The sequence below is a fragment of the Rhizobium sp. BK275 genome, assembly GCF_014193555.1.
In the GTDB taxonomy this organism is placed as follows: domain Bacteria; phylum Pseudomonadota; class Alphaproteobacteria; order Rhizobiales; family Rhizobiaceae; genus Rhizobium.
This window is the reverse complement of record NZ_JACHZL010000005.1, coordinates 381,981-404,317: the sequence shown is the minus strand read 5'-3', so window position 1 is coordinate 404,317 and position 22,337 is coordinate 381,981. Positions and strand designations below refer to the sequence as shown.

Genomic DNA, 22,337 nt, shown 5'->3' with positions numbered 1-22,337 from the left:
CGAAAGGAATTCCGCTCTGATGCGACGTGTCTCCTTAATTCTTGGCCCTGTTGTCGGCGCGTTCCTTGCCTGCCAGGAAGGGACGGCGTTTGGGCAAGCGAACGATGGCGCAGCCCTCACGGTTGCCGTCGCGAGGCCGGCCGAGCGGGAGTGGCCGGAAACGGTGCCTGCCAGCGGCTGGCTGAAACCCTGGCATGAGGCGATCAGCGCCGCAGAAGTCGGCGGCCTGCGTATCACTGATGTCATGGTCGATGTCGGCTCTGTGGTGACGAAGGGCCAGCCGCTTGCGCGACTTGCCGACGACACCGTCCGCGCTGATCTGCGAAAGGAGGAGGCCGCGCTCGCGACGGCGAAGGCGGATCTTGTCAAGGCGGAAACCAATGCCGAGCGCGCCCGAAGGATGAAGGGAAGCGGCGCCCTTTCGGATGAGAAGATCACCGAGTATCTGAGCATCGAGCAGACTGCCATCGCCGGCGTCGAGTCCGCAGAGGCTTTACTGGAGAGCCAGCGGATCAAGCTCTCCCAGACCACTATAGTGGCCGTCGACGATGGTCTCATCACCTCTCGCTCCGCGCAGCTCGGCGCCGTCGTCGCGTCCGGCACGGAACTGTTCCGCCTTGTGCGCCAGCAGCGCGTCGAGTGGCAGGCCGAGGTTTCGGCGCGTTACAGGCCGCTCATCGGGGAAGGGTTGTCTGCGACGATTTTCGGTGCGGGACGCCAGCAGATAGAGGGAACGGTTCGGCTCGTCGCGCCAACCGTCAGCACCGATACCGGCCGGGCGCTCATTTATATTTCTCTACCGGCCGAGGCGCATCCGCCCATAGGTCTTTATGCGACCGGACAGATCAAGCTCGGGATAGAGCCCGCCCTCACGGTACCCGAGGCCGCCATCGTCGTACGCGATGGCCTCAGCTACGTCTTTACCGTCGATGGAGCGCAGCGCGCTACGCGCATCCGCGTCGAGACCGGTCGTCGCAATGAAGGAGAGGTGGAGATTGCCTCCGGCCTGGACCGCTCGGCTGAAGTCGTGACGGCGGGCGGTGCCTTCCTTTCGGACGGGGCGCTCGTACGCCTGGAAGGAGCAGCGCGGTGAACTTCTCCGCCTGGTCAATTCGCAATCCGGTCCCCTCTATCCTTCTGTTCATCCTCCTGACCGTCGGTGGTCTCATCGCCTTTGCTCGACTTGGGGTTCAGAATTTTCCGGACATGGATCTCCCGACGATCCGGATCAACGCTACCCTCGAGGGGGCAGCACCCGCCCAACTTGAAACGGAAGTCGCTCGCAAGATCGAGGACAAATTAGCCTCGCTCAACCTCCTCGATCACGTCGCGACCACGATCACGGACGGCACCGTCGCCATCAACGTATCGTTTCAGCTTGGAAAGGATGGGGAGGAAGCGCTCAATGAAGTGCGCAACGCCGTCGACAGCGCGAGCGGAGATCTTCCTCAGGCCATGCAGGCGCCGAGCGTGATGCGGGAGACGGTTCAAGGGTCAACGCTCGCCGCCTACGCGGTGCGATCGACACGACTCGACCGGACGGAGCTTTCCTGGTTCGTCGACAACGATTTGACAAAGGCCTTGCTTGCCGTTCCGGGCATCGGCAATGTCAGCCGTGTCGGCGGCGTCGACCGTGAGGTCCATATCGATCTCGACCCGCAACTGATGGGTTCGCTCAACATCAGCGCCGCGACCATTTCGTCAAGGCTGAGATCCGTGCAATCCGACACGTCAGGCGGACGAGGGGATATCGGAGGAAGCAAACAAGCGATCCGGACACTCGGCGCGGTTTCCTCGATCGAGAAGCTGAAGGCGCTCGCAATTCCGCTTCCTGGCGGCGCCTTGATGCGCCTTGACGAAATCGGCACGGTGACGGACAGCTTCGCCGACCGCTCGTCCATCGCCTATCTGGACGGCGAACCCGTGATTGCGGTCCAGGTCAAACGCTCGAACGGCTTTTCCGACACGGCCGTCGCCGCGGCCATCGCGACGGCAATGAAGGACTTCGCCAAGGGCAATCCCGATGTCGAGATCGTCGAGGCCTACAGCACCGTCGGGCCGATCATTGAAAATTACGACGTCTCCATGCACATGCTCTACGAGGGTGCGATTCTCGCAGTCGTCGTGATTTGGTTCTTCCTGCGCGACTGGCGCGCGACCCTTCTGTCTGCAGTGGCGCTGCCGCTGTCCGTCATTCCGACGTTCCTTGTCATGTATCTGGCAGATTTCAGCCTCAACACCATCACGCTGCTTGCGCTTTCTCTGGTGGTGGGCATCCTCGTCGACGATGCGATCGTTGAGATCGAGAACATCGCGCGCCACCTGAAGATGGGCAAATCGGCAAAGGAGGCTGCGCTCGAGGCAGCAGACGAGATCGGCCTTGCCGTCATTGCCACGACGTTGACGCTCGTCGCGGTATTCCTGCCGACGGCTTTCATGGGCGGCATTCCGGGTCTGATTTTCCGGCAGTTCGGCGTGACGGCAGCCGTCGCAGTGCTTGCCTCGCTGGTCGTCGCGCGCCTTTTGACGCCGATGATGGCGGCCTACGTGATGAAAGCACATCCGGTCGAGGCCAGGGATGGCCGCATCATGCGCACCTACATGGCCTTCGTCAAAACCTGCCTGCGTCGCCGCAAGCTGACCACGGTCGGCGTGCTGCTTTTCCTCGGCCTCTCACTGGCGACAATTCCCCTGCTGAGTTCCGGCTTCCTGCCGGCCTCGGATGATGCACAGACGCAGGTGACCGTTACGCTGCAACCCGGCACAACGATCGAGCAGACGGATGCGACCGCGCGCCGCGCCGCCGATATCGTCTCCGGCATGCCGGACGTGACGCATGTCTTTACCGCGGTCGGAAGCGTCTCTTCGAGCGATCTTCTGGAATCGTCCACGACGCTCGACACGGCGACCGCATCCCTGACCGTCACTCTGAGAAGGGTCGACGAGCGAAAGCAGAGCCAGGGAACCATCGAAAGCGAAATCAGACAGGCGCTTGCCGTTCTGCCCGGCGCGAGGATTGCGGTCGGCACGGGCGGCAATGGCACGACACTCGCAATCACACTCGCGAGCGACGATTCCGACGCTCTCGACAAGGCGGCAAGCGCCCTCGAAGAACAGTTGCGAACCTTGCCGGGCATTGGCGCCGTGACATCCAGCGCCTCGCTCCAGGCGCCGGAGATACAGATCGTTCCAGATCTCGATCGCGCTGCAGCCCTCGGGATTACCGCAGAGTCGATCTCCGAGGCGGTCCGCGTGGCAACAAGCGGCGATTATTCGTCATTCCTTCCCAAGCTCAACTTGCCGCAACGCCAGCTCGCCATCAGGGTACAGTTTGATCCGAGCAACCGGACAACGCTCGACGACATCGCCAATCTTCGCATTGCCGGCAGCAGGGGCAGTGTCGATCTCGGCTCGGTTGCCGACATCCGGATCGGTGGCACCCCATCGCAGATCAGCCGGGTCGATCGATCCCGCAACGTCACGCTCTCGGTCGAGCTCAATGGTCGCATCCTTAGCGATGTTTATCGCGAGGCTGAGGGGTTGCCGGCGCTCCGCAACCTTCCCGAAGGCGTAAAGCTCGTCGAGCAGGGCGAACTGGAGCGAAGCTCCGAACTCTTCGACAGTTTTGGCATTGCCATGGCGATCGGCGTGTTCTGCATCTATGCAGTCCTGGTCCTGCTTTTCCATGACTTCCTTCAGCCGCTGACGATCCTTATGGCGCTTCCCTTGTCGCTTGGCGGGGCTCTTCTGCCGCTCGTGCTGACCGGCACCGCCTTCTCGATGCCGGTGGTCATCGGCCTGCTCATGCTGATGGGCGTCGTGACGAAGAACTCGATCCTGCTGGTCGAATACGCGATCATGTCAAGGCGCGCAGGTTTCTCGCGCTTCGATGCCCTTGTCGACGCATGCCACAAACGCGCCCGCCCGATCGTCATGACGACGATCGCCATGGCAGGCGGCATGCTGCCCGTGGCGTTCAGCCTGAGCGGCGGCGATGCGAGCTTTCGTCAGCCGATGGCAATCGTCGTCATCGGCGGCCTGATGACCTCAACCGTTCTCAGCCTCGTGGTCATCCCTGTCATGTTCACTTTCGTCGATGACTTTCTCCAGTTTCTCAAGCGATCTACCGGGACGGGACAGCGCGGGGATTTGCCGACAGATGCCAAACGGACAGCAAGTGGGGTCGATCCGGAGGACCGGAGCAACATAATGCGCGCGGCGGAATGAAGCTGCGTGAAAGATGGAAACGGGCCGATCGCCGCTGCCGAGGATGAGTTGATGGCGGCGGCCCGCCAGGGATCGCACCGGTCGCGTCGGCTTAAAAAGGTCGCCGGCGCGCTCATAGGCAACTAAATCGGCCAAGTCCGGAGCCTCCATGCTCGGCTCCATCGAACGATCTGTACCTTTCACGGGCCTAGACGAGCGATGTCGCACCGCGGCAATGAGGATTGTCTGTGTGCAAAGAAATCCGGTCCAGACAAATGCCGGGCCAGACGCCATCGCGCGACGTTGATGATCGACATCTCAATCTCTTTTTGTATCTGCCCGTGCCGAACATACATCCGGTACCGTTGCGGGTAGTGGGGTCATGCGCCGGAACTGATCGCTTCTGTTCCGGGCACGACGAAATCCGCCGACATCAAGGATGTCGGCGGTGACAGATCAGACGAGTATGAAATGCGGCCGTGTGTTGCATCGGGTGCCGGGTGTGTCGATCGGCGATCCGAGCCGATAAATCGGCACGAGAGACCAGCAGGAGTTTTCGTCGACCAGGCTCACGGTGTCCATTGGCCCACAACGGCAGGCTGTTTGTCGGTCCAGGACGGCGGCAATCCGATTTGCGAGGCCGCGAAGTCTTTCACGCCGGGTGACCGGCCGAACCGCTCGCAGGCCGCATATTTCGGTTTCCCGCCAAGGCTGGACTTGATCTTCTGTCCCGACGGGATCCTGGGCAGACCCTTGTACGGCGTCTTTCCGGTGACAAGCATTTTAGAGAAATCGCCGCCGAAGCTCGATGCCAGCGAGTAGGCGTCTCCGATCTGGGAGGCACGAGCGCCCGTGGTGATGGCGTTCGCACCCTTGGACCACACCATGGCGCCCACCTGCTTGCCGTCCCTCGTCGTCGCTTCGGCCTCAACCGCAAGGCCACCGAGGCCCATTGGAAGTCGTGGAACCGGAACGGGAGAGACGAGCGACGCCCCGAGCGAGGTCGCCGTCGACAGGCCGGCCACGGTGGCGTTGGTCGGGACAATGCGGGTGACGGTCGCGTGGATGACGATATCGGCGTTCTCCCTCTGGTCGACGACCTGGAAGCGATCGCTGACGCCAATGCAGAGGGCGCGGCTGATCACGTTGGCGACGAGCGCGGAGTCGGACGGCTTCTTGATGGAAGGTGCAGCGTTCGGCGAAATCTGTGTCGGCTCTATGTAGACCGTCTTGTTGACGACGAGGTCGCCTGGATCGACCTTGAATTTTGCCTTCGTGAATTTTCCGTTGTTCGACGTCAGACCGCTATAGGAGGTCAGCGTGTTTGCCTCTTCGAGCGGTACGGCGGCGCAACCCGCGACAACCGATAAAAAAAGGCAAGAAATGAGAGCCGAAGCGGCCGGACTACATTGGGCGCGAGTGCTTGCCGGGCCGATACGGGAATTTGACATTTCGTTCTCCTGTGGTTCATGGGGAAGGGCGGGTGAGGTCATTGCGTCGGCTGAGGGGGAAGGGCCGCTGCCAGATCGGTGAAGATCGGCTTGTCTTTCCAAAGACTGCCGCTCGCCATCTTCGCGTAGCCGAGGTTGAAGACGGCGCGCATGTAATTGGTGTTGAACGGGTCGGTCATTTTGTAGGGGAGCTGCGTGTCGATCGCGGCGACGCGGAACCGGATGCCGTTTTTCTGGGCGTAGACGTAGGTGGCAACCAGGGCGCTGCGCGTCTGGGATTTGATGAGGGCCGAACTTGCCCTCGCCATGACCGCCAGCGTGTTGTTCGTTGTCGTCGAAAACTCCGGCATGAGCGCGTTGTTGACGATGACGTACATGTTCAGCTTCAGGCCCTTTGACCACGCATTCTGCTGCGGACTGGCCATCCATCCTTCGGGGATTGTCAGGATCTGCGAGGACGAGCCCCCGTCGGAGTGCATCTCCTCGAACTCCTGGCCGTTGGCCTTGACCTTGATGAGCACTGCCGGAAAAATGCCGGGAATGCTCGCCGAGGCGATGATGACATCCTGGAAAAGCTTCAGTGCATCGGGCCGGCCGCTGGCGGCGATGGCGCCCATGTTCCAGATTACGGCTCTTTGGGAATCAAGATTGGAGGTCAGGATAAGCAGGCGTCGCCCCTTGCGGTGCTCGGCTGCGATTTTCTCTAGGATTTCGTCGGTGAGATGCCGCTCGACCATGCGGCGCAGCGGCTGCTGTTTCAGGAGGCTTGCGCCCAGCAGGCCTTTCGGGAGGAAATCCGCGTCGACCAGTTCCTTGGCGATACCGCTGGTATAAAGACTGACGAGCGTGTCGTCATGGGCAGGGCCGAGGAAGGCCAGGGGCGCAATCAGCGCACCCGTGCTGACGCCGCTGACGATATCGAATTGCGGCCGGTCTCCCTTGTCCGACCAGGCCTTCAGCGCGCCGACGCTGAACGCGCCTCCCGCACCTCCACCCGATAGCACCAGATAGTTGACGTCCTTGTGCCTCGGGACGCTCAGCCAGGCACGTGCGTCGGACATCTGCCCGGTCGTGTCGGCGTAGGTCCGGATGTCGCCAAAGCCAGCGATACTGGCGTTTGCCGCGGCGGTCGGGCTGTAGGCAACCCGGTCCGGCGCCATGCAGCCGGCCAGAAGGACCAGCACGAAGATGGCCATCAGTCGAATCAAGTTTGTCGCCCTGTGTTCGGCCACGGAGCAGGTTGCTAGTGAATCGCCACCGGCCGTGGAGCGTCGTCCCGCAGACATCCTTTCGGATCGCACCTGATGGCATTAATCCGGATTCCGGATTGCCTTGGATTACGTGTTGTTAAAAGTTGTTGCGCGACCGAATCCGACACCCTGCGGATCGATGGTATCACGCTCCGCAGGGTGTCCGGCCGTCCGCTCCACGGCTGCGGCGGACATGCGAAATCCTCGCCCGGTCCCTAGCAACAAATCTTGAACAAACGCCTTGCTTTCGCCGCGGGTTCGACATGCGTGCGCTTCCTGCAGCGCCTATCGATGAGGAGAACAAGTCAGCAGGAGACGATCATGCCCCATGTCGAGATGACAATCGCCGATGTGTTGAACGACCCATTGATAGGACAATTGCTGCGCGCCGACGGCGTGTCTGTCGAAGAATTCGAAATCCTGCTTCTGAATGCAGCACGTTCGCAGTCCGCTTCACGAAATCCCGGTCGCCTTCAGCGGGAGGGAAGGGCAGTCAGTCCTGCGCTATCGCAACCTCGGGGGTGAATATATAACCGCCGAGCCGCACGGTCTTGATGAAGGTCGGGTCCTTATAGTCGGGCTCGATCTTTTGGCGCACGCGGCTGACATGCACATCGATGCTGCGCTCGACCGGGCCGGCGGAACCGGCGTGGGTGCGGGCAAGAATTTCCTGGCGATTCATAACCTGCCGCGGGTTCTGACAAAACACCAGCAGCACGTCGAACTCCGCCGTCGTCAGTGACACATGCACACCTTCGCTGTCGGTCAATTCCCGTGTGACCGGGTCGATGCGCCAGCCCGCGAACGTCATTGCCTCCTGGACCGGCTTTACCTGCAGCGCGTATGACGACCGCCTCAGGAGCGCCTTTATCCTTGCAAGGAGTTCTCTCGAGTTGAATGGTTTGGTGACATAGTCGTCGGCCCCCAATTCCAGGCCGATGACCCTGTCGATTTCCTTCGTCAAGGCCGTCAGCATCAAAATCGGGACCGTGCTCGACGATCTGATCCGCCGGCAGATGCTGAAGCCGTCCTCGCCAGGCAGCATGCCGTCGAGAACGATGACCTGGAATTCCTTCTTTTTCAGGAGCCGATCCATTTCCATTGCCGATCCGACCGCTTCGGCGGCGTAGCCCGCCTCCTTCATGAGGTCGATCAACATGCTCGCAATATCGCGATCGTCCTCGACAATGAGGATGCGCGTAGGGGCATGGGTGGAAGCGTTGATTGCGGTACTGTTCATTATCGGCGCCTGAATTCAAGAAAGCGTTCGCTTCGGATCACGTTTATCAGCAAAGTCGTATGCATCTGGTTTCCATGTTTTCACGGACATGCGGGGCGTTGCCGAAAGTGTCGTGGCTCGGCGATAGTCGAAGCGAAGCAAGGCAAAGCCTCTTGGCCGCCTGGGAGGTTTGCGCCGTTCACGCCTGAGCGCGACCGAGCCAATTCCGACTGCGACCCTAACATGACGTTGACTATCTCGGTAGCCGACCTTCCTCCACGTCCCCGCACGATCTGGTCCGGTAACGCTGCTAAAACTTGTAACCGACGAACATCATCATGGAAGGCTGGATATCTTTCTGGCTTACCGGGCTTTTCCTGGCGTCGCCGGTCAAAATCCCGAGTTCGGCCTGGCCGCGAATAAACCAGTGCTCGGACGCCATATAGGTGACGGAGGCGCTGAGGTCGACGCGCTTGAAGCCGGCCCCAGCGTCAAACTCGTCAAGGCCGGATCTCGCTGACTGCAGCGGAGTGACGCCAAAGTAGGATCTCATGTACTTGCCGTCAGCCCAGGTGGCCGGCGCCGGCGGAGAAGATGAACCGCCCGGCAAAATGCGAGTATTCCGCACCGAACTTGCCGGTGAGACCGTCGCTGCCGCCAATGATCTTGTCGATACCCGCGCTCAGTTCGATTGGTCCAAGCTCATAGGAGATGGCGGCTCCGACGACGCCGGCGTCGTCGATATCGCCAAGTCCCTCCAGATGACTGCTGTCATCTTCGTTTCGCCCGAACTCAATGCCACCTCTGGCGCTGACCTTGAAATTCTCCACCTTGTAGAGATCGACTGACACCCCGCCCGGGCCGAGGTGAACATAATCATTGAAGAACGTCGCCGAGATGAAAGGGACCGGCATGACCTTGAAGTCTTTCGATCCCTCGAATTTCGGGCCGTATATGGCTCCGGCACCGACGACGACGTCCCAATCGTGAAATTTACCGCGCCAGCCGCTCGGGCGCTCGCCATCCGAACCCGGTGCCATCGGCTCACCGGCACTGTACGCATCGGCATCCGCGGCTTCAGCCATATTGCTCGTTGCCAGGGGCATAGCCAGCGCCGACACTATGATCAAGCCGGTATTTCTAATCATAAAAGACAACGTTCGCTCCTGGGATGTTTGTTTGCCACGTCGCGCTGCGACCGCGCGGAAGGTGCGTGAAAACGGCTTTGGAATGAATTTTGTCTTGTTAAGAGATGTTTCTGCTGAAGCAGGGCTCGAAACTTCGCGGATCGGCGGTCCGCTCCCGCAGGTCGCCTGCCGTCCGGCAACAAATCGCAGCGGGCGTTAACATCACTTAAAACTGCTCCATCCTCCGAACCGCTACTTCCAGGCCGTCGTGCCGCCGGGGTTCCCCGATCGCGCCGAGAAAAATAGCCTGGAGAGATTCATGTTGTCGCATGTGAAGCCATTGCCGGAGGGCGAGGCGGTCGAAACGCCGGCGTCCTCGGGACTGTACCGATTTGGCCCCCATCCATCGGTTTCGATTATCCTTCCCACCTTGAACGAGGCGGAAAACGTCGACCGTGTGATCGGCGAAATCGTCGCCAATCTTCGTGGCCACTTTGAATTTGAGATCATCGTGGCGGACGGCGGCTCGAGCGACGGAACATGCGAAAAGGTCGAGCGATGGGGATCACAGCATCCTGTTGTGCTTATGCGAAACGAAGGGGGCGGTGGTTTGGCCGAAGATGTCCTATCGGCATCGGCGCGGACCAAATATCCTGTTGTCGTCGTGATCGACGCCGACGGAAGCCATCCTGCTCCTTCCGTCAGGGAATTGGTCGATCACGTTGCGTCCGGTCGCTATGACATGGCCATCGGCAGCCGCTATGTGGATGGTGGTGTCACGGTCGGTTGGCCTTTGCATCGCCGCGCGCTTTCGCGCCTGGGCGCGGCCTTTGCCTCTCCCTTCACCGAGGTCAAAGATCCGCTATCCGGCTTTTTCGCCATTCGCCGGTCCTCCCTCCTGGCTGCCGGCGCTCACACCAAGGGGTTCAAGATCGGACTGGCGGCGCTGTTTGCAGGCGGTCCTGGGTTCCGCGTTTGCGAGGTGCCAATATCGTTCTTCGAGCGGCAGTCGGGCAAATCGAAAATCGGAAGCAGCCAGTTGCTCGCCTATCTCGGACAGTTGCTGGAATATTCCCGAGGCACGACGTTCTCCGGCACGTTCAAACGCTTCTTGCTGGTCGGCATGGCGGGCTTCATGCTGGACTTTCTGATCGTGTCCTTTGCACAGGCACTTGGCGCAAACATCATGGTTGCGCACATCTGGGGCTTCTGCGTCGCATCAGCCTGCAATTATATCGGACATGCCCGTTACTCCTTCGGCGACCGCCGGAAGGACAGGGGGCAATTGGCGCGTTTTGCGATCGTTTTGATCCTGGCGCTGGCAATGCGCGGCGGTTTCATCTCGGCAGCATCGGAACTTGGTTTTCCGATGCCCGTGGTCCTGGCGGCGGGCATCATTGGCGGCGGCATCGTCAGCTACATCGGAAACGATCTTTACGCCTTTCGCGGCAACGACCTGCTCCCCGTCACGAGTCGATGGAAGTTGGCGGCAATTGGTCTCACCGCCTATGTTGCTGTTCTGCGGCTGCTCTACCAGGGGGCCATCGATCTCATGCCGCAGGAAGCCTACTACTGGGCTTACGCTCAACATTTGGACTGGGGTTATCTCGATCATCCGCCGATGGTCGCCTGGTTGATATGGCTTGGAACGACAGTTTTCGGCGACACTGAGTTTGGTGTTCGGATCGGCGCCAGCCTGTGCTGGTTTGCAACCGCATATTTCATGTTCCGCTTCACAAGCGAAGTCTTTGGCCGCATGTCCGCTTTTCTGGCGCTGCTGTTGTTGGTAGTCCTTCCATTTTTCTTTGCCACTGGCACGCTGACGACCCCTGATGCTCCGTTGACCGCTGCATGGGCGGGAGCGCTCTATTTTTTGCAGCAGGCAATTCTCGCAAATCGTCGAAAAGCCTGGCTCGGCGCAGGCATCTGCATCGGTCTCGGGATGCTGTCGAAATATACGATTGCTCTTCTTGGGCCGGCGACCCTCGTCTTCTTAATCCTTCATCCGCAGTCTCGGCGATGGCTTTCAACGAGCTGGCCATATCTCTGCGTCATTTCGGCGACGCTGTTATTCTCGCCCGTCATCGCCTGGAATGCCACTCACGACTGGGCGTCGTTCCAATTCCAGGGGAGCCGTCGGTGGCTATCGGACGATATTGTCTTTTCGACCCCCACCCTTCTGATGTTCATTGCAATGTTGCTGGGACCCGCCGGCCTGCTTCTGGCTGCTGCTGCAACGGGCTGGAGGGCGCGGCTTTCCGACAGAAGCAATTTGCGCGGCCAGGACGCATTCCTTGCCGTCTTCACCCTGGTGCCGCTTACCGTCTTCACTTTCTTCAGCCTGTTTCATGCGGTCAAGCTGAACTGGACCGGGCCGGCCTGGCTGGCCCTGTTTCCGATCATGGCCAATATTACCGAAACCGCCCTGAAATCCGGCACAATGTCCCGCGTCGTGACAGCCGTGAAGGTGTCCACTATTGGCAGTATCCTGTTCTTTTCGCTCCTGCTCCACTATCTCGCGCTCGGCCTTCCGTTTGTCGGATATTCCAACGGCTTGCGGGGGATGCCGATTGCCTGGGAAGAGTTCGTCTCTGCTGCCGAAGAGATCAAGACAAAGGTTGCTGCCGAAACAGGGGCCGCGCCGCTCCTTGTCGGAATGGACAAGTACAATGTGGCCAGCGAACTTGGCTTTTACAGCAAGGGCCGAATGCTATTGGACGACATCACCAGTCGAAACCTCTTCGGGGACGCTGGCCTGATGTTCGAGCTCTGGCAATCCGGAAGCTCACCAGAGGGCAGGGTCGTGATCATGTACGGCCTGAAGGATGACAGCCTCTCTTCCGATGGCCTGGCCGCATGGTTCGAGAACATCGGTCCGGTGGAACGGCGCGTTGTTTATAAGGATCGGGCCGCCGCAGGTGAGTTTTTTTACAGGGTAGGCTACGGCTTCCGCAGGTCGGGCGATGGCCCGCCTAATGCCTTCGCTAAAGCAAGAGTCGCTTCCTCATCGACACCGGCAATCGCGCGAAGAGATCCGGAAGAGAAAGCGCCCACTCCTCGTCGCGAGATATGGCAACAAAAAGCATTCCTGGACACAAAACTTAATATAACGAAACCCACTTTTGAAAAGAAACCCATAGCTTAAGAAGGGAGGTTCAACCGAAAGGAAACGATTCATGTCCAGCGAAAGCGCCTTCCATCCAGTTCTTGTCTATATTCCGGATCACCGGGGCTTGTACCTTGCCAGCGAAGTTTTGCGCAGCGGCGGCTTCGACGTCAGAAGCGTCGGGAATATAACTGAACTGGAGCTTGCACTGGAACTTCTGGCTTGCTGCGTCGTCGTCACGGTCACATCGAAGATCGGAGAAGTTCGAGGGCTCGCCAATATTCCCGTCGTCAACATCCAGGCCTTCGTTTTGCCGAACCACGACGCGTCGGCAGGTGAACAGTCGGCCCTGTTCGACAGACAGGCTTTTCTCGAACGGGTCCGAGACAACAACAAGTATCCGTCAGGCGCATCCCGCTATGGCGCGCCGTTCGTCAACTAAGTGCCGCCGTCCTGCTGCGCAATCTGATCGAACGCTGCGGACGAGGCAGGATGCAAAAGGCATAGGTACAACTCTCGCCGACGTGCTCGATCGGTGCTCGAACAGCCGCACGGAAAATGGCGTTAACAAATAAAAACATCTTTCCAACTGACATCTCGGCGCAATTGCTACAGATAATTGCATTGGCTCAGTTGCCTGCCCACGGAACGACTCATCCGCGCATGGCGAGATGAAAAAGCCGGTCAGCCGACCGGTGGTTTGCTAAGCGGGTATGAGGACGTGTGATGAGGCTGGCGCGATTTTTCGCAGATTCCATTCAGAGGCAGGTTGCTTTGCTTGCTGTCGGTCCGGTGGCGCTTTTTGCCATCCTGGGCATCATCAGCGAGCATCTAACGATCAAGGAACCAGAAAGCGTGTCGCAAGCGCGTGCCGTCGCCATGCGAATCGAGTTCGTGGTGGACATGACGCGGTCGGCACAGACGCCAGAACAGAAGGCGACAATCCTTGCTGCTGCAGCGAGGGCCGGGCTTCAGGCTGAAGAAGTATCGGCAACGGGATTACGCGGTGCTGAACCGCCGGACGACATAGGAAGCTTTCGCTCGGAGATCGAGAACAATCTCTCGCCGGCCATCGACGTCAAACTTCGCCCGCAATCAGCCACGAGCAACCTGGAGCAGGAGTTGATCGTGGGGATCGATCGCGACTATGCGCTTTCCTTCGCGCTCCCATCCGCGGTGCCCGACTCGCGCATCACCGATCGGGAGATCAGCGATCTGCTCGCAACGATGGCAATGTTCGTACCCGTCATTCTGTTGTCGCTTTACGGAGGCCGGATGATCGCATTGCCCCTCCAACGGTTTTCGCAGGCGGCCCGAGACCTTGATCCAGACAAAGGCCCGGAGCGTCCCTTCGACGAGATCGGCCCTCCGGAAGTCCGCACGCTCGCAAAGTCGTTAAACGACATGCGCAGCCGCGTCCGCGCAATGATCGAAGCGCGCACGCGCATGCTGCGGGCGATCAGTCACGACCTCAGGACGCCGCTCACGCGCCTGCGTCTCAGGGCGGAGCGCTCGGGTGAGCCCCCGCTGCGGGCAGCCTTGCTGGCCGATATCGACGCCCTGACGCTCATGGTCGAGGAGACCCTAGTCTATCTCAGGAAAGACATATCGAAGGAAAATCAGCTCCGAGCGGACCTGCCGAGCCTTATTGTCACGGCTTGCAACGATTTTGCGGACATGGGGCACTCGGTGACATATCGCGGACCCGATCGTTTTGCATATCCCTGCAAACCCCATGCCCTGAAGCGCGCCGTTGCAAATCTCATCGACAACGGAACGAAGTTTGCTCGACATGTGAATGTGGAGCTTCACGTTAAACCTGATCGAGCCGTCAGCATCAGCGTCACGGACGATGGGCCGGGAATTCCTCCTGAATTCCGAGCCGACGTATTGGAGCCCTTCTACAAGCTTGATAGTGCGCGCAACGATGGCGGGTTCGGTTTGGGATTGTCGATCGTTCAAGACATTGTTCAAAGCCATTTCGGGACACTTACGCTCGAGAATGCCGCGCCGCATGGCTTGATCGTCGAGATTAAGCTGCCTTCTCCGGATTTGATCAACGCTGCTTCTTAATTGAGGGGCGCGCCCAACGAGGTTCAAATTTAACGCTTGCTAACTTCTCACGCACGCGACCCGAAACAACTCTAAACAATACTTCACATACTTTCATTCTCATCGGCCGTACTTTTCCTGTGTCATTGGGAACATGGTCATGAGCGGCAAAAACTTGAACTTCGAGGACACCCGGCATCCGCTGCTTTTCAAAGGCGACGATGCTGCGGCTGATCGCACGGGTGTTTCGACGAAACTACGAATATTGCATGTGCTTTTCGCTTCGGAAATCGCAGGGTCAGAAAGATATTGCATCGATCTCGCCAATGGGCAGGCCGCTCTCGGGCACGAAGTTCACCTCGCGGCACGCGGCCCCAACATGGCTGCGCTCGTCTCCGATCGGGTCATTTTCCATCGCTTGAAAACGCCGTTCTTGCGCCGTCTGCGGCTGCGGCGTCTTATAGCGAGCTCGAAAATCGAAGTCGCTCATGCACATCTCAGTTCAGGGTGCAAAGCGCTTGCGACGGTTTCGGATACAGTAACCAGGGTTGCGACCCTGCATGTCGGGTTCAAGGCCAAACAGCATGCGCATCTCGACGGCGTAATCTGCGTCAACCGAGCCCAGACGTCGCGCCTCGGCGTCTATGCCGGGCGGTCGGCCGTCATTTCGAACTGGCTACCGGAGCGCGGCGCGGACCGCCCTCTCGACCTGCGGCGTCAGTTGAACCTGCCACCTGTGACCAGGCTCGTTGGAGCCGTCGGACGTCTTCATCCCAGCAAGGGAAATGACATTCTGATATCGGCCTTTCTGCAGACGGCACCCAAAGACGCGGCTCTTGTCATCGTCGGCAAGGGGCCGCAACATGCTGCCCTGCAGAAACTCGCAAGAGGCGATAAAAGGATTCACCTTCTCGGATATTCTGACAATGTCGCAGGTTTTTTGCGCAATCTGGATCTCTTCGTTTCCCCATCCCGTGAGGAGTCGGCAGGGCTTGCCATCCTCGAAGCCATGAACGAGGGGCTGCCGATCATCACCACGGCGACGGAGGGGCCGGCAGAATATCTGCGCGAGCATCCGGTGAGATTCGTCGATCCGGGCTCCGTTGAGAGCCTGTCCGAGGCCCTGGCTGACTGGTTTCGGGCCGACGACGTGACCGCTTCGGCGCGCGTGACCTACGACATGCGTCCCTTCTCTCGATTGGCGGGCGTTGGCAACGTTCTGCATTTCTATTCCGAGGTCGCACAGGAAGCACTGCGCACGCCGCCAGCAATATCGATCCTCCGCGGTTGATCCATGCGTCTGAAGCCAAGAGTGATTTCTGGCAGGTCGGCATCGTGCCGGCGCCGGCCGAGGCGCTTTCTCGCCGATCCCTTCGCCGTGAGAAAGGGCGATGCCCTGCATGTCTTCCGTCGAGGCCTATGACTACCGCACCAAGCATGGCTTCATCGAGCGCCATGAATTCGGGTCGGCCCTCGATGCGATGCCGGCAGGTGAGAACTGCCAATGATCGCTAAGGCTCCAGCTTCGATCGCCCCCGTGTCAGATCGGCGATCAAACGAGAAATTGTCTCCAGGTCATCCTCTGGAATCTGCAGGTTCATTTCGGCACTGATCCCGTCGAAGTGCTGTGCGACGATACGCATACCTTCAAAGGAAGAGAGGCGAGCCTTCACCATCGACAGATCGGAGACCCGCAGATTGAGTTTTCGTTCGACCATCGTGACGATGGGCGCAAGGGTGGCTGTTTTCAGACAGGCTCCGGCAGTTCCGCCATAGGCCCGAACGAGGCCGCCTGTGCCAAGCAGAACGCCTCCGAACCAACGGGTAACGATGACGACAATATTGTCGAGCGATCGGCCGTCGATGGTAGCCAGTATCGGTTTGCCCGCTGTGCCGGTGGGCTCACCGTCATCGCTAAAGCGATAGCCCTGCCCGATACGCCATGCCCAGCAATTGTGGTTTGCCGTCGCCGAGGAATTCTCCGCGATGACCTTTGTCGCCTCGGCTTCATCGACGACAGGAAAAGCGGACGCGATAAATCTGCTTTTCTTGATCGTCGCCTCGAGCGTGACTGGCTCAACGAGACAAAACATGAATAACCGGAATTATCGTAGTTGATAGTCTCATCCCAGCGCTCCGACCGGCTGAACCGTGCGATGGACGCAGGCTTCCTATTTCCATTCCCAGAGCCTCGTCGAATGGTGCGGCCGCGTCGTGACGACGGCAGCTGGTTCTTTCGTCATCGCAAGGTAACGGCTGGCGTCCTCCGTTCCATTGACCCCGATGAAGATCATCTTCATCGAGCTTTTGAATGGTGCGCCCTTGGCTCTGTGCTCGAAGCTGATGGCGGCGTGCGGATATTCCGCGTTGAGGCTGATCATGGGATCGCCTGTCAATGCAATATGGTCTTGCATCGTCAGGAAGGCCGAGACCCGCTGATAGGCAGTTGCCGGCGAAATCTGCGCGTTGCCTTTGGGCGTTCGGGCGTAGGCGATCGTATCCGTTTGCCCTCTTTGCCGTTTCGTCTGATAAACGAGAAGGGCCTCGCCCATCGCGAGTTCGACATGCAGGTCGAACGTTTGATATCGATCAGACCGCTCAAAGAGGTCGTCCAAGGTCGCCTTCAGATCTTGAACATAATCGGCATAGAGAGAGGCTGTCATAACGGATCCACAATGAGGGCATCAGCCCTAAAATTCTTGCCAACGGTGGGCAGTCTCGCGGCTTACACCCGACAAGACTACCTTCCAGCCGTCAACGATATCTCTGGTCTCTGCCACAACGGCCAAGGACAATGCAATCTTCGATATCGGAGCAAGAGGTTGGCGCACCGGCGTAATGGCCGTGGGCGGTCAGCCCGACGCATTAGGATGACGACCTGCCTAAACGCGTCGGAATGGTCGCCAGCCTCATCGTGCAGATGGATTATGCGACCTTCTGCCTACGGCTCTTGACAGCTCATCTCTTCTCATGGAGTGTAAGTAAAGCGTTTTACTAAAGCGGTTTACAAGCTCGATGGCGCAGGAACGGACCCCAGGGTTGAAAGATGTTGCGAGAGCCGCCGGCGTTTCGGTGACGACGGTCTCTCGCATGCTGAATGGTTCGCTGGATCTTCCGGCCCTGACCAAGCAGCGCATCGAGAATGCAATCGCCTCCCTCAAATATCAGCCGAACCCGCACGCGCGGCGACTGAGCCGTGGTCGCTCCGACACGATCGGCCTCGTCGTCCCCGATATTGCCAACCCGTTCTTTGCGACCATGGTGGCGGCTGTGGAGGAGGAGGCGAACGACCGCGGGCTTGCCGTTTCGCTCTATGCGACGCTCAACCGCACCGGTCGCGAGGTCGCCTATCTCAAACTGATTGAGCATAATCACGTCGACGGCCTCGTGTTCGTCACCAACCATCCCGATAACGGAGATCTGGCGGCGCTTATCAACCGGACCGGCAAGGTCATCGTCGTCGACGAAGACGTTCCGCTTGCAGCCGTTCCCAAGCTCTTCTGTGACAATTTTCAGGGTGGTCATCTGGCGGGCCGTCATCTGGCTGAGTTTGGCCATCGCCACGTGCTCTATGTCGGCGGCCCCGATGCGATGATCAGCACGCAGCGGCGTTTCAACGGCTTGCGTGAAGGGCTACGCGAGCGTTTTGGCGACGATATATCGATAAGACGTTACAGCGGCGAATATACCGTGGGCTGCGGGCGCGACATGGCGCGCCGGTTTCTCGACGAAGGCATGCCGGCGACGGCCATCTTTGCCAGTTCCGATGAAATCGCGATCGGCATGATCGAAGTTCTGCGGGAAAGAGGGATTGCAATCCCTGAGGACCTCTCGATCATCGGCTTTGACGACGTCAGCCCGCTGCACCTCTTTGCGCCCCCTTTGACCGCGATCCGGCAGCCGGTGCGCACCATCGGCCGTCGTGCCCTATCCCTTCTTCTCGAGACAAACTGGCAGGAGAGAAAATCGCTCGCCACCGAGGAACTCGTGCCAGTCGAAATCGTCGTGCGGAACTCCGTTGCGCCGCCGTCGACCCATAATAAGCAACGAGAACAGAACCAGAGGATGAGAACATGAAACAGATCAGACGTCGGGCGTTTACCGCCGCTCTTGCCTTTACCGCGCTCGCCGGTGCCACACTCGGAGCCTCGCTTGCCCAGGCGGCCGGCAAGACCTATGCGCTTGTGCAGATCAATCAGCAGGCGCTTTTCTTCAATCAGATCAACGAAGGTGCCCAGAAGGCGGCCGATGCATCCGGCGACAAGCTTGTCATCTTCAACGCCAATAATGACGCTTCCGCCCAGAACAGCGCCATCGAAAATTACATCCAGCAGAAGGTCGATGGCCTGATCGTCGTGGCGATCGACGTCAACGGCATCATGCCGGCCGTCAAGCAGGCCTCGGATGCCGGCATCCCGGTCGTTGCCATCGACGCGGTCCTGCCGGAAGGCCCTCAGAAGTCGCAGATCGGCGTCGACAACGGCAAGGCCGGCGCCGACATGGGCGCCTATTTCCTCGACTATGTGAAGAAGAACATGGGCGGCAAGGCCAAGGTCGGCATTGTCGGCGCGTTGAACTCCTACATTCAGAACCTTCGCCAGAAAGGCTTCGAGGATGCCATCAAGAGCGATGGCATCGAGACGTCAGGGGTCGTCGATGGCCAGAATATCCAGGACAATGCGCTTGCCGCTGCCGAGAACCTGATCACCGGCAATCCGGACATGACGGCGATCTACGCAACGGGCGAGCCGGCTCTCCTTGGCGCGATCGCCGCTGTCCAGAGCCAGGGCAAGCAGGACAGCATCAAGGTCTTTGGCTGGGATCTGACCGCGCAGGCGATCTCCGGCCTTGACGACGGCTATGTCGTTGCCGTCGTCCAGCAGGATCCTGCCGGCGAAGGCAAGGCTGCGGTCGAGGCTCTCGCCAAGCTGACTGCAGGTCAGAGTGTCGAAAAGAGCATCTCCGTTCCGATCACCATCGTGACGAAGGAAAATGTCGAGCCGTACCGGGCCGTCTTCAAATGATGAGTGACAACCGGCCTGTTTATGCCGGAGCCGGGGAGGCGCAAGCCTCCCCGCATTCCTCCGGCTCGTCCGCGCGAACGCCTGCCGTGTCGTTGCGCGGTATCCGCAAGACCTTCGGTTCGCACCAGGCGCTGCGCGGCGTCGACCTGGACCTCTTTCCCGGCGAATGCCTCGGCCTCGTCGGCGACAATGCTGCCGGCAAGTCGACACTGACCAAAATCATCTCCGGAACCTACCTGCCGGATGAGGGAACGATTTCGCTCAACGGCGAAGAGGTTCGCCTTTCCGGGCCTGCAGATGCTCGCGACCGCCATATCGAAATGGTCTTCCAGGATCTGAGCCTTTGCGACCACATCGATGTCGTCGGCAATCTGTTTCTCGGGCGTGAGCTGACCAAAGGTCCGTTTCTCGATCGTCAGAGAATGATGAGCGAGGCACGCCGGATGCTGGACGCGCTTGAAATCCGCATTCCGCGCCTCTCTGCCAAGGTGGAGAAGCTGTCGGGTGGGCAACGGCAGGCGATTGCGATCGCCCGAGCGGCATCATTCAACCCCAAGGTCCTGATCATGGACGAGCCGACCTCGGCCCTTGCGGTCGCCGAAGTCGAAGCCGTGCTCGCTCTGATCAACAGGGTCAAGGCAAAGGGTGTGTCCGTCGTCCTCATCACCCACCGCCTTCAGGACCTGTTCCGGGTCTGCGACCGGATCGCGGTGATGTACGAGGGCACGAAGGTCGCCGAGCGCGATATCGCCAAGACCAATCTCGAGGATCTCGTCAAGCTCATCGTCGGGGGAGAAAGACATTGACCGTCTACACCGAACGCGCCAAGGGCTCGCCGATGGCCGACTTCCTGAGCGAAAACGCCCAGGTCCTGTCGATCGCCTTCTTTTTCCTGGCATGCCTCGTCTTCTTTTCGCTGACGACCACCACCTTCATGACGATGGGCAACATCCTGAACATCGTGCGTCAGGCCGCGCCCATCCTCGCCGTTGCGGTCGCCATGACGCTCGTCATCGTCACCGGCGGCATCGATCTGTCGGTCGGCTCGATGCTGGCTTTGATCAATGCCGTCGCGGCAATTGCGCTCGCCACCGGCATTCCCTGGCCGGTCGTCTGCCTCGGCATGCTCGCTCTCGGCGGCATCGTCGGCCTTTTGCAGGGCTGGTTCATCGCCTACCAGAATATTCCCGCCTTCATCGTTACCCTTGCAGGGCTTTCCATCCTGCGCGGCGTGGCGCTTTACCTGACACAGGGTTATTCCATCCCGATCAACAACGAGCCCGGCTTCTTCTATCTGGGACGCGGCGAACTCGCCGGTTTTCCCGTCCCGGCGCTCATCGCAATCCTGGTCGCGATCGTCGGATATGTCGTCATGGCGGTTACAAAATACGGACGGCAGATCGTGGCGGTCGGATCCAACATGGAGGCCGCGCGCCGGGTCGGCATGCCTGCCAAATGGATCGTCGCCTCGGTCTATCTCGTCTCCGGGGTCGCCTCGGCATTGGCGGGCCTGTTGATCGCGGCCCGTCTCGGCTCCGGCTCCTCGAATGCGGCCGTCGGCTTCGAACTGCAGGTCATCGCGGCCGTGGTGCTCGGCGGCACCTCGCTGATGGGCGGGCGCGGCACCATGATCGGGACCGTCCTCGGCACGATGACCATTGCCGTCATCGGCAACGGCCTGATCCTAATGCATATCTCGCCTTTCTTCACCCAGATCGTCACCGGAGCGATCATCCTGGTTGCCATCTGGCTGAATACCCGCATCTTCACTGCCAACTTCCGCTTGGCAGGCAGGAGGAAGAGCTGATGGCGACAAACGAGCTTTCGCCGGGTCACGTGCGGTCCGGCAATGTGATGGCGGTCCAGGGGCCTGTACCGGTGTCGGACATCGGCGTCACGCTGATGCACGAGCATATCCTCAATGATTGCCGTTGCTGGTGGCATGCCCCGAAAGAACCCGAACGGCAATATCTTGCCGAAGGTTTCGTCTGCATGGAAATCCTCGGTGAGCTCCGGCAGGATCCTTTCGTCAACAAGCACAACATCACGCTCGACGACGAGACGCTTGCGGTGACAGAGCTTCAGGATTTTGCCGGTCTCGGCGGCCAGACGGTCGTCGAGCCGACATGCCAGGGCATTGGCCGCGATCCGCTGGCCTTGCGGCGGATCTCCAAGGCGACGGGACTGAACATTATCATGGGGGCCGGCTTCTATCTCGGCTCCTCGCACCCGGAAAAGGTTGCAGGCATGTCGGTCGGGCAGATCGCCGACGAGATCGTGTCTGAGGCGATCATCGGCGCTGACGGCACCGATGTCAGGATCGGTCTGATCGGCGAGATCGGGGTGTCGTCGGATTTCACCGCCGAGGAAGAAAAATCGCTGCGGGGTGCCGCCCAGGCACAGGTGCGCACCGGTCTGCCCTTGATGGTTCACCTTCCCGGCTGGTTCCGCCTGGGGCACAGGGTTCTGGATGTCGTTGCCTCCGAAGGCGGCGATCTCAGGCACACGGTGCTCTGCCACATGAACCCGTCACATGACGATCTCAACTATCAGTCGGAACTCGCCGCCCGCGGCGCATTTCTCGAATATGACATGATCGGCATGGATTTCTTCTATGCGGACCAGCAGGTGCAATGCCCAAGCGACGAGGAGGCGGCGCGGGCACTCGTCAAGCTCGTCGAGATGGGGCACACCGACCGTCTTCTCCTGTCCCACGACGTCTTCTTGAAGATGATGCTCAAGCATTATGGGGGCAATGGCTACGCCTATATCCTGCGTCACTTCCTGCCGCGCCTGAAGCGCCACGGTCTCGATGACGCAACGCTTGACATTTTCATGCGCGCCAACCCGCGATCGGTCTTTCAGGCAACTGCCTGAGTGCAAACATAAAAAGAAATGGAAA

At 59.7% G+C, this 22,337-nt stretch carries 16 protein-coding genes and 1 pseudogene; 11 read left to right on the top strand and 6 right to left on the bottom strand.

Going from position 1 to position 22,337, the window contains the following annotated elements:
- Positions 1–19 precede the first annotated feature (19 nt).
- Together FHT82_RS18255 and FHT82_RS18250 are read left to right on the top strand one after the other, a co-directional pair.
- Positions 20–1,093 (top strand): efflux RND transporter periplasmic adaptor subunit, encoded by a 1,074-nt coding sequence (locus tag FHT82_RS18255; protein WP_183733837.1) that lies wholly within the window; start codon positions 20–22, stop codon positions 1,091–1,093.
- The gene (locus FHT82_RS18250; RefSeq protein ID WP_183733833.1) at positions 1,090–4,227 is read left to right on the top strand and encodes an efflux RND transporter permease subunit; all 3,138 of its coding nucleotides are present in this window, start codon (positions 1,090–1,092) and stop codon (positions 4,225–4,227) included. The genes FHT82_RS18255 and FHT82_RS18250 overlap by 4 nt, the downstream gene beginning before the upstream one ends.
- Before the next feature lie 548 nt (positions 4,228–4,775).
- Here FHT82_RS18250 and FHT82_RS18245 read toward each other — a convergent pair.
- From FHT82_RS18245 to FHT82_RS18230, 4 genes and pseudogenes are all read right to left on the bottom strand, one after another.
- The gene (locus FHT82_RS18245) at positions 4,776–5,657 is read right to left on the bottom strand and encodes a DUF3313 domain-containing protein (protein ID WP_183733830.1); all 882 of its coding nucleotides are present in this window, start codon (positions 5,655–5,657) and stop codon (positions 4,776–4,778) included.
- 38 nt (positions 5,658–5,695) lie between these two features.
- Complete coding sequence (locus FHT82_RS18240) at positions 5,696–6,865, bottom strand: patatin-like phospholipase family protein (RefSeq protein ID WP_348647635.1); 1,170 nt, start codon at positions 6,863–6,865, stop codon at positions 5,696–5,698.
- A 535-nt stretch (positions 6,866–7,400) separates the two neighbouring features.
- Positions 7,401–8,147, bottom strand: a complete 747-nt coding sequence (locus tag FHT82_RS18235; protein ID WP_183733827.1) for a response regulator — start codon at positions 8,145–8,147, stop codon at positions 7,401–7,403.
- A gap of 289 nt (positions 8,148–8,436) precedes the next feature.
- Positions 8,437–9,040: pseudogene (locus FHT82_RS18230) on the bottom strand (MipA/OmpV family protein).
- Positions 9,041–9,572: 532 nt separating this feature from the next.
- Here FHT82_RS18230 and FHT82_RS18225 point away from each other — a divergent pair.
- The 4 genes from FHT82_RS18225 (at position 9,573) to FHT82_RS18210 (ending at position 15,702) form a co-directional block, all read left to right on the top strand.
- Entirely contained in the window at positions 9,573–12,398 is a 2,826-nt protein-coding gene (locus tag FHT82_RS18225; RefSeq protein WP_183733824.1) for a glycosyltransferase family 39 protein, read from the top strand.
- Between the two features lie 31 nt (positions 12,399–12,429).
- On the top strand, positions 12,430–12,801 hold the full coding sequence (locus tag FHT82_RS18220) for a hypothetical protein (RefSeq protein ID WP_183733822.1): 372 nt from the start codon (positions 12,430–12,432) through the stop codon (positions 12,799–12,801).
- 332 nt (positions 12,802–13,133) lie between these two features.
- Positions 13,134–14,432 carry an ATP-binding protein gene (locus FHT82_RS18215; protein ID WP_183733820.1) on the top strand — a complete coding sequence of 433 codons (1,299 nt, stop codon included), beginning with the start codon at positions 13,134–13,136 and terminating at the stop codon, positions 14,430–14,432.
- Positions 14,433–14,571: 139 nt separating this feature from the next.
- Positions 14,572–15,702: a glycosyltransferase gene (locus FHT82_RS18210; protein ID WP_183733817.1), complete on the top strand. Its 1,131-nt coding sequence runs from the start codon at positions 14,572–14,574 to the stop codon at positions 15,700–15,702.
- A 220-nt stretch (positions 15,703–15,922) separates the two neighbouring features.
- On the opposite strand, the gene FHT82_RS18205 is transcribed toward FHT82_RS18210, so the two are convergent.
- Positions 15,923–16,504, bottom strand: a complete 582-nt coding sequence (locus tag FHT82_RS18205; protein WP_183733814.1) for a YigZ family protein — start codon at positions 16,502–16,504, stop codon at positions 15,923–15,925.
- 78 nt (positions 16,505–16,582) lie between these two features.
- Positions 16,583–17,074: a hypothetical protein gene (locus FHT82_RS18200; protein WP_183733811.1), complete on the bottom strand. Its 492-nt coding sequence runs from the start codon at positions 17,072–17,074 to the stop codon at positions 16,583–16,585.
- A gap of 352 nt (positions 17,075–17,426) precedes the next feature.
- On the opposite strand from FHT82_RS18200, the gene FHT82_RS18195 reads away from it, so the two are divergent.
- The 5 genes from FHT82_RS18195 to FHT82_RS18175 are packed head-to-tail and all read left to right on the top strand — an operon-like array spanning position 17,427 to position 22,312.
- Positions 17,427–18,488 (top strand): LacI family DNA-binding transcriptional regulator, encoded by a 1,062-nt coding sequence (locus FHT82_RS18195; RefSeq protein WP_183733808.1) that lies wholly within the window; start codon positions 17,427–17,429, stop codon positions 18,486–18,488.
- On the top strand, positions 18,485–19,435 hold the full coding sequence (locus tag FHT82_RS18190) for a substrate-binding domain-containing protein (RefSeq protein ID WP_183733805.1): 951 nt from the start codon (positions 18,485–18,487) through the stop codon (positions 19,433–19,435). Before FHT82_RS18195 ends, FHT82_RS18190 begins: the two co-directional genes overlap by 4 nt.
- The gene (locus tag FHT82_RS18185) at positions 19,435–20,241 is read left to right on the top strand and encodes an ATP-binding cassette domain-containing protein (protein ID WP_246698173.1); all 807 of its coding nucleotides are present in this window, start codon (positions 19,435–19,437) and stop codon (positions 20,239–20,241) included. The genes FHT82_RS18190 and FHT82_RS18185 overlap by 1 nt, the downstream gene beginning before the upstream one ends.
- A complete protein-coding gene (locus FHT82_RS18180; protein WP_183733799.1) occupies positions 20,238–21,242 on the top strand; it encodes an ABC transporter permease in 1,005 nt (334 codons plus the stop codon). The genes FHT82_RS18185 and FHT82_RS18180 overlap by 4 nt, the downstream gene beginning before the upstream one ends.
- Positions 21,242–22,312 (top strand): phosphotriesterase, encoded by a 1,071-nt coding sequence (locus FHT82_RS18175; RefSeq protein ID WP_183733796.1) that lies wholly within the window; start codon positions 21,242–21,244, stop codon positions 22,310–22,312. The genes FHT82_RS18180 and FHT82_RS18175 overlap by 1 nt, the downstream gene beginning before the upstream one ends.
- Positions 22,313–22,337 lie beyond the last annotated feature (25 nt).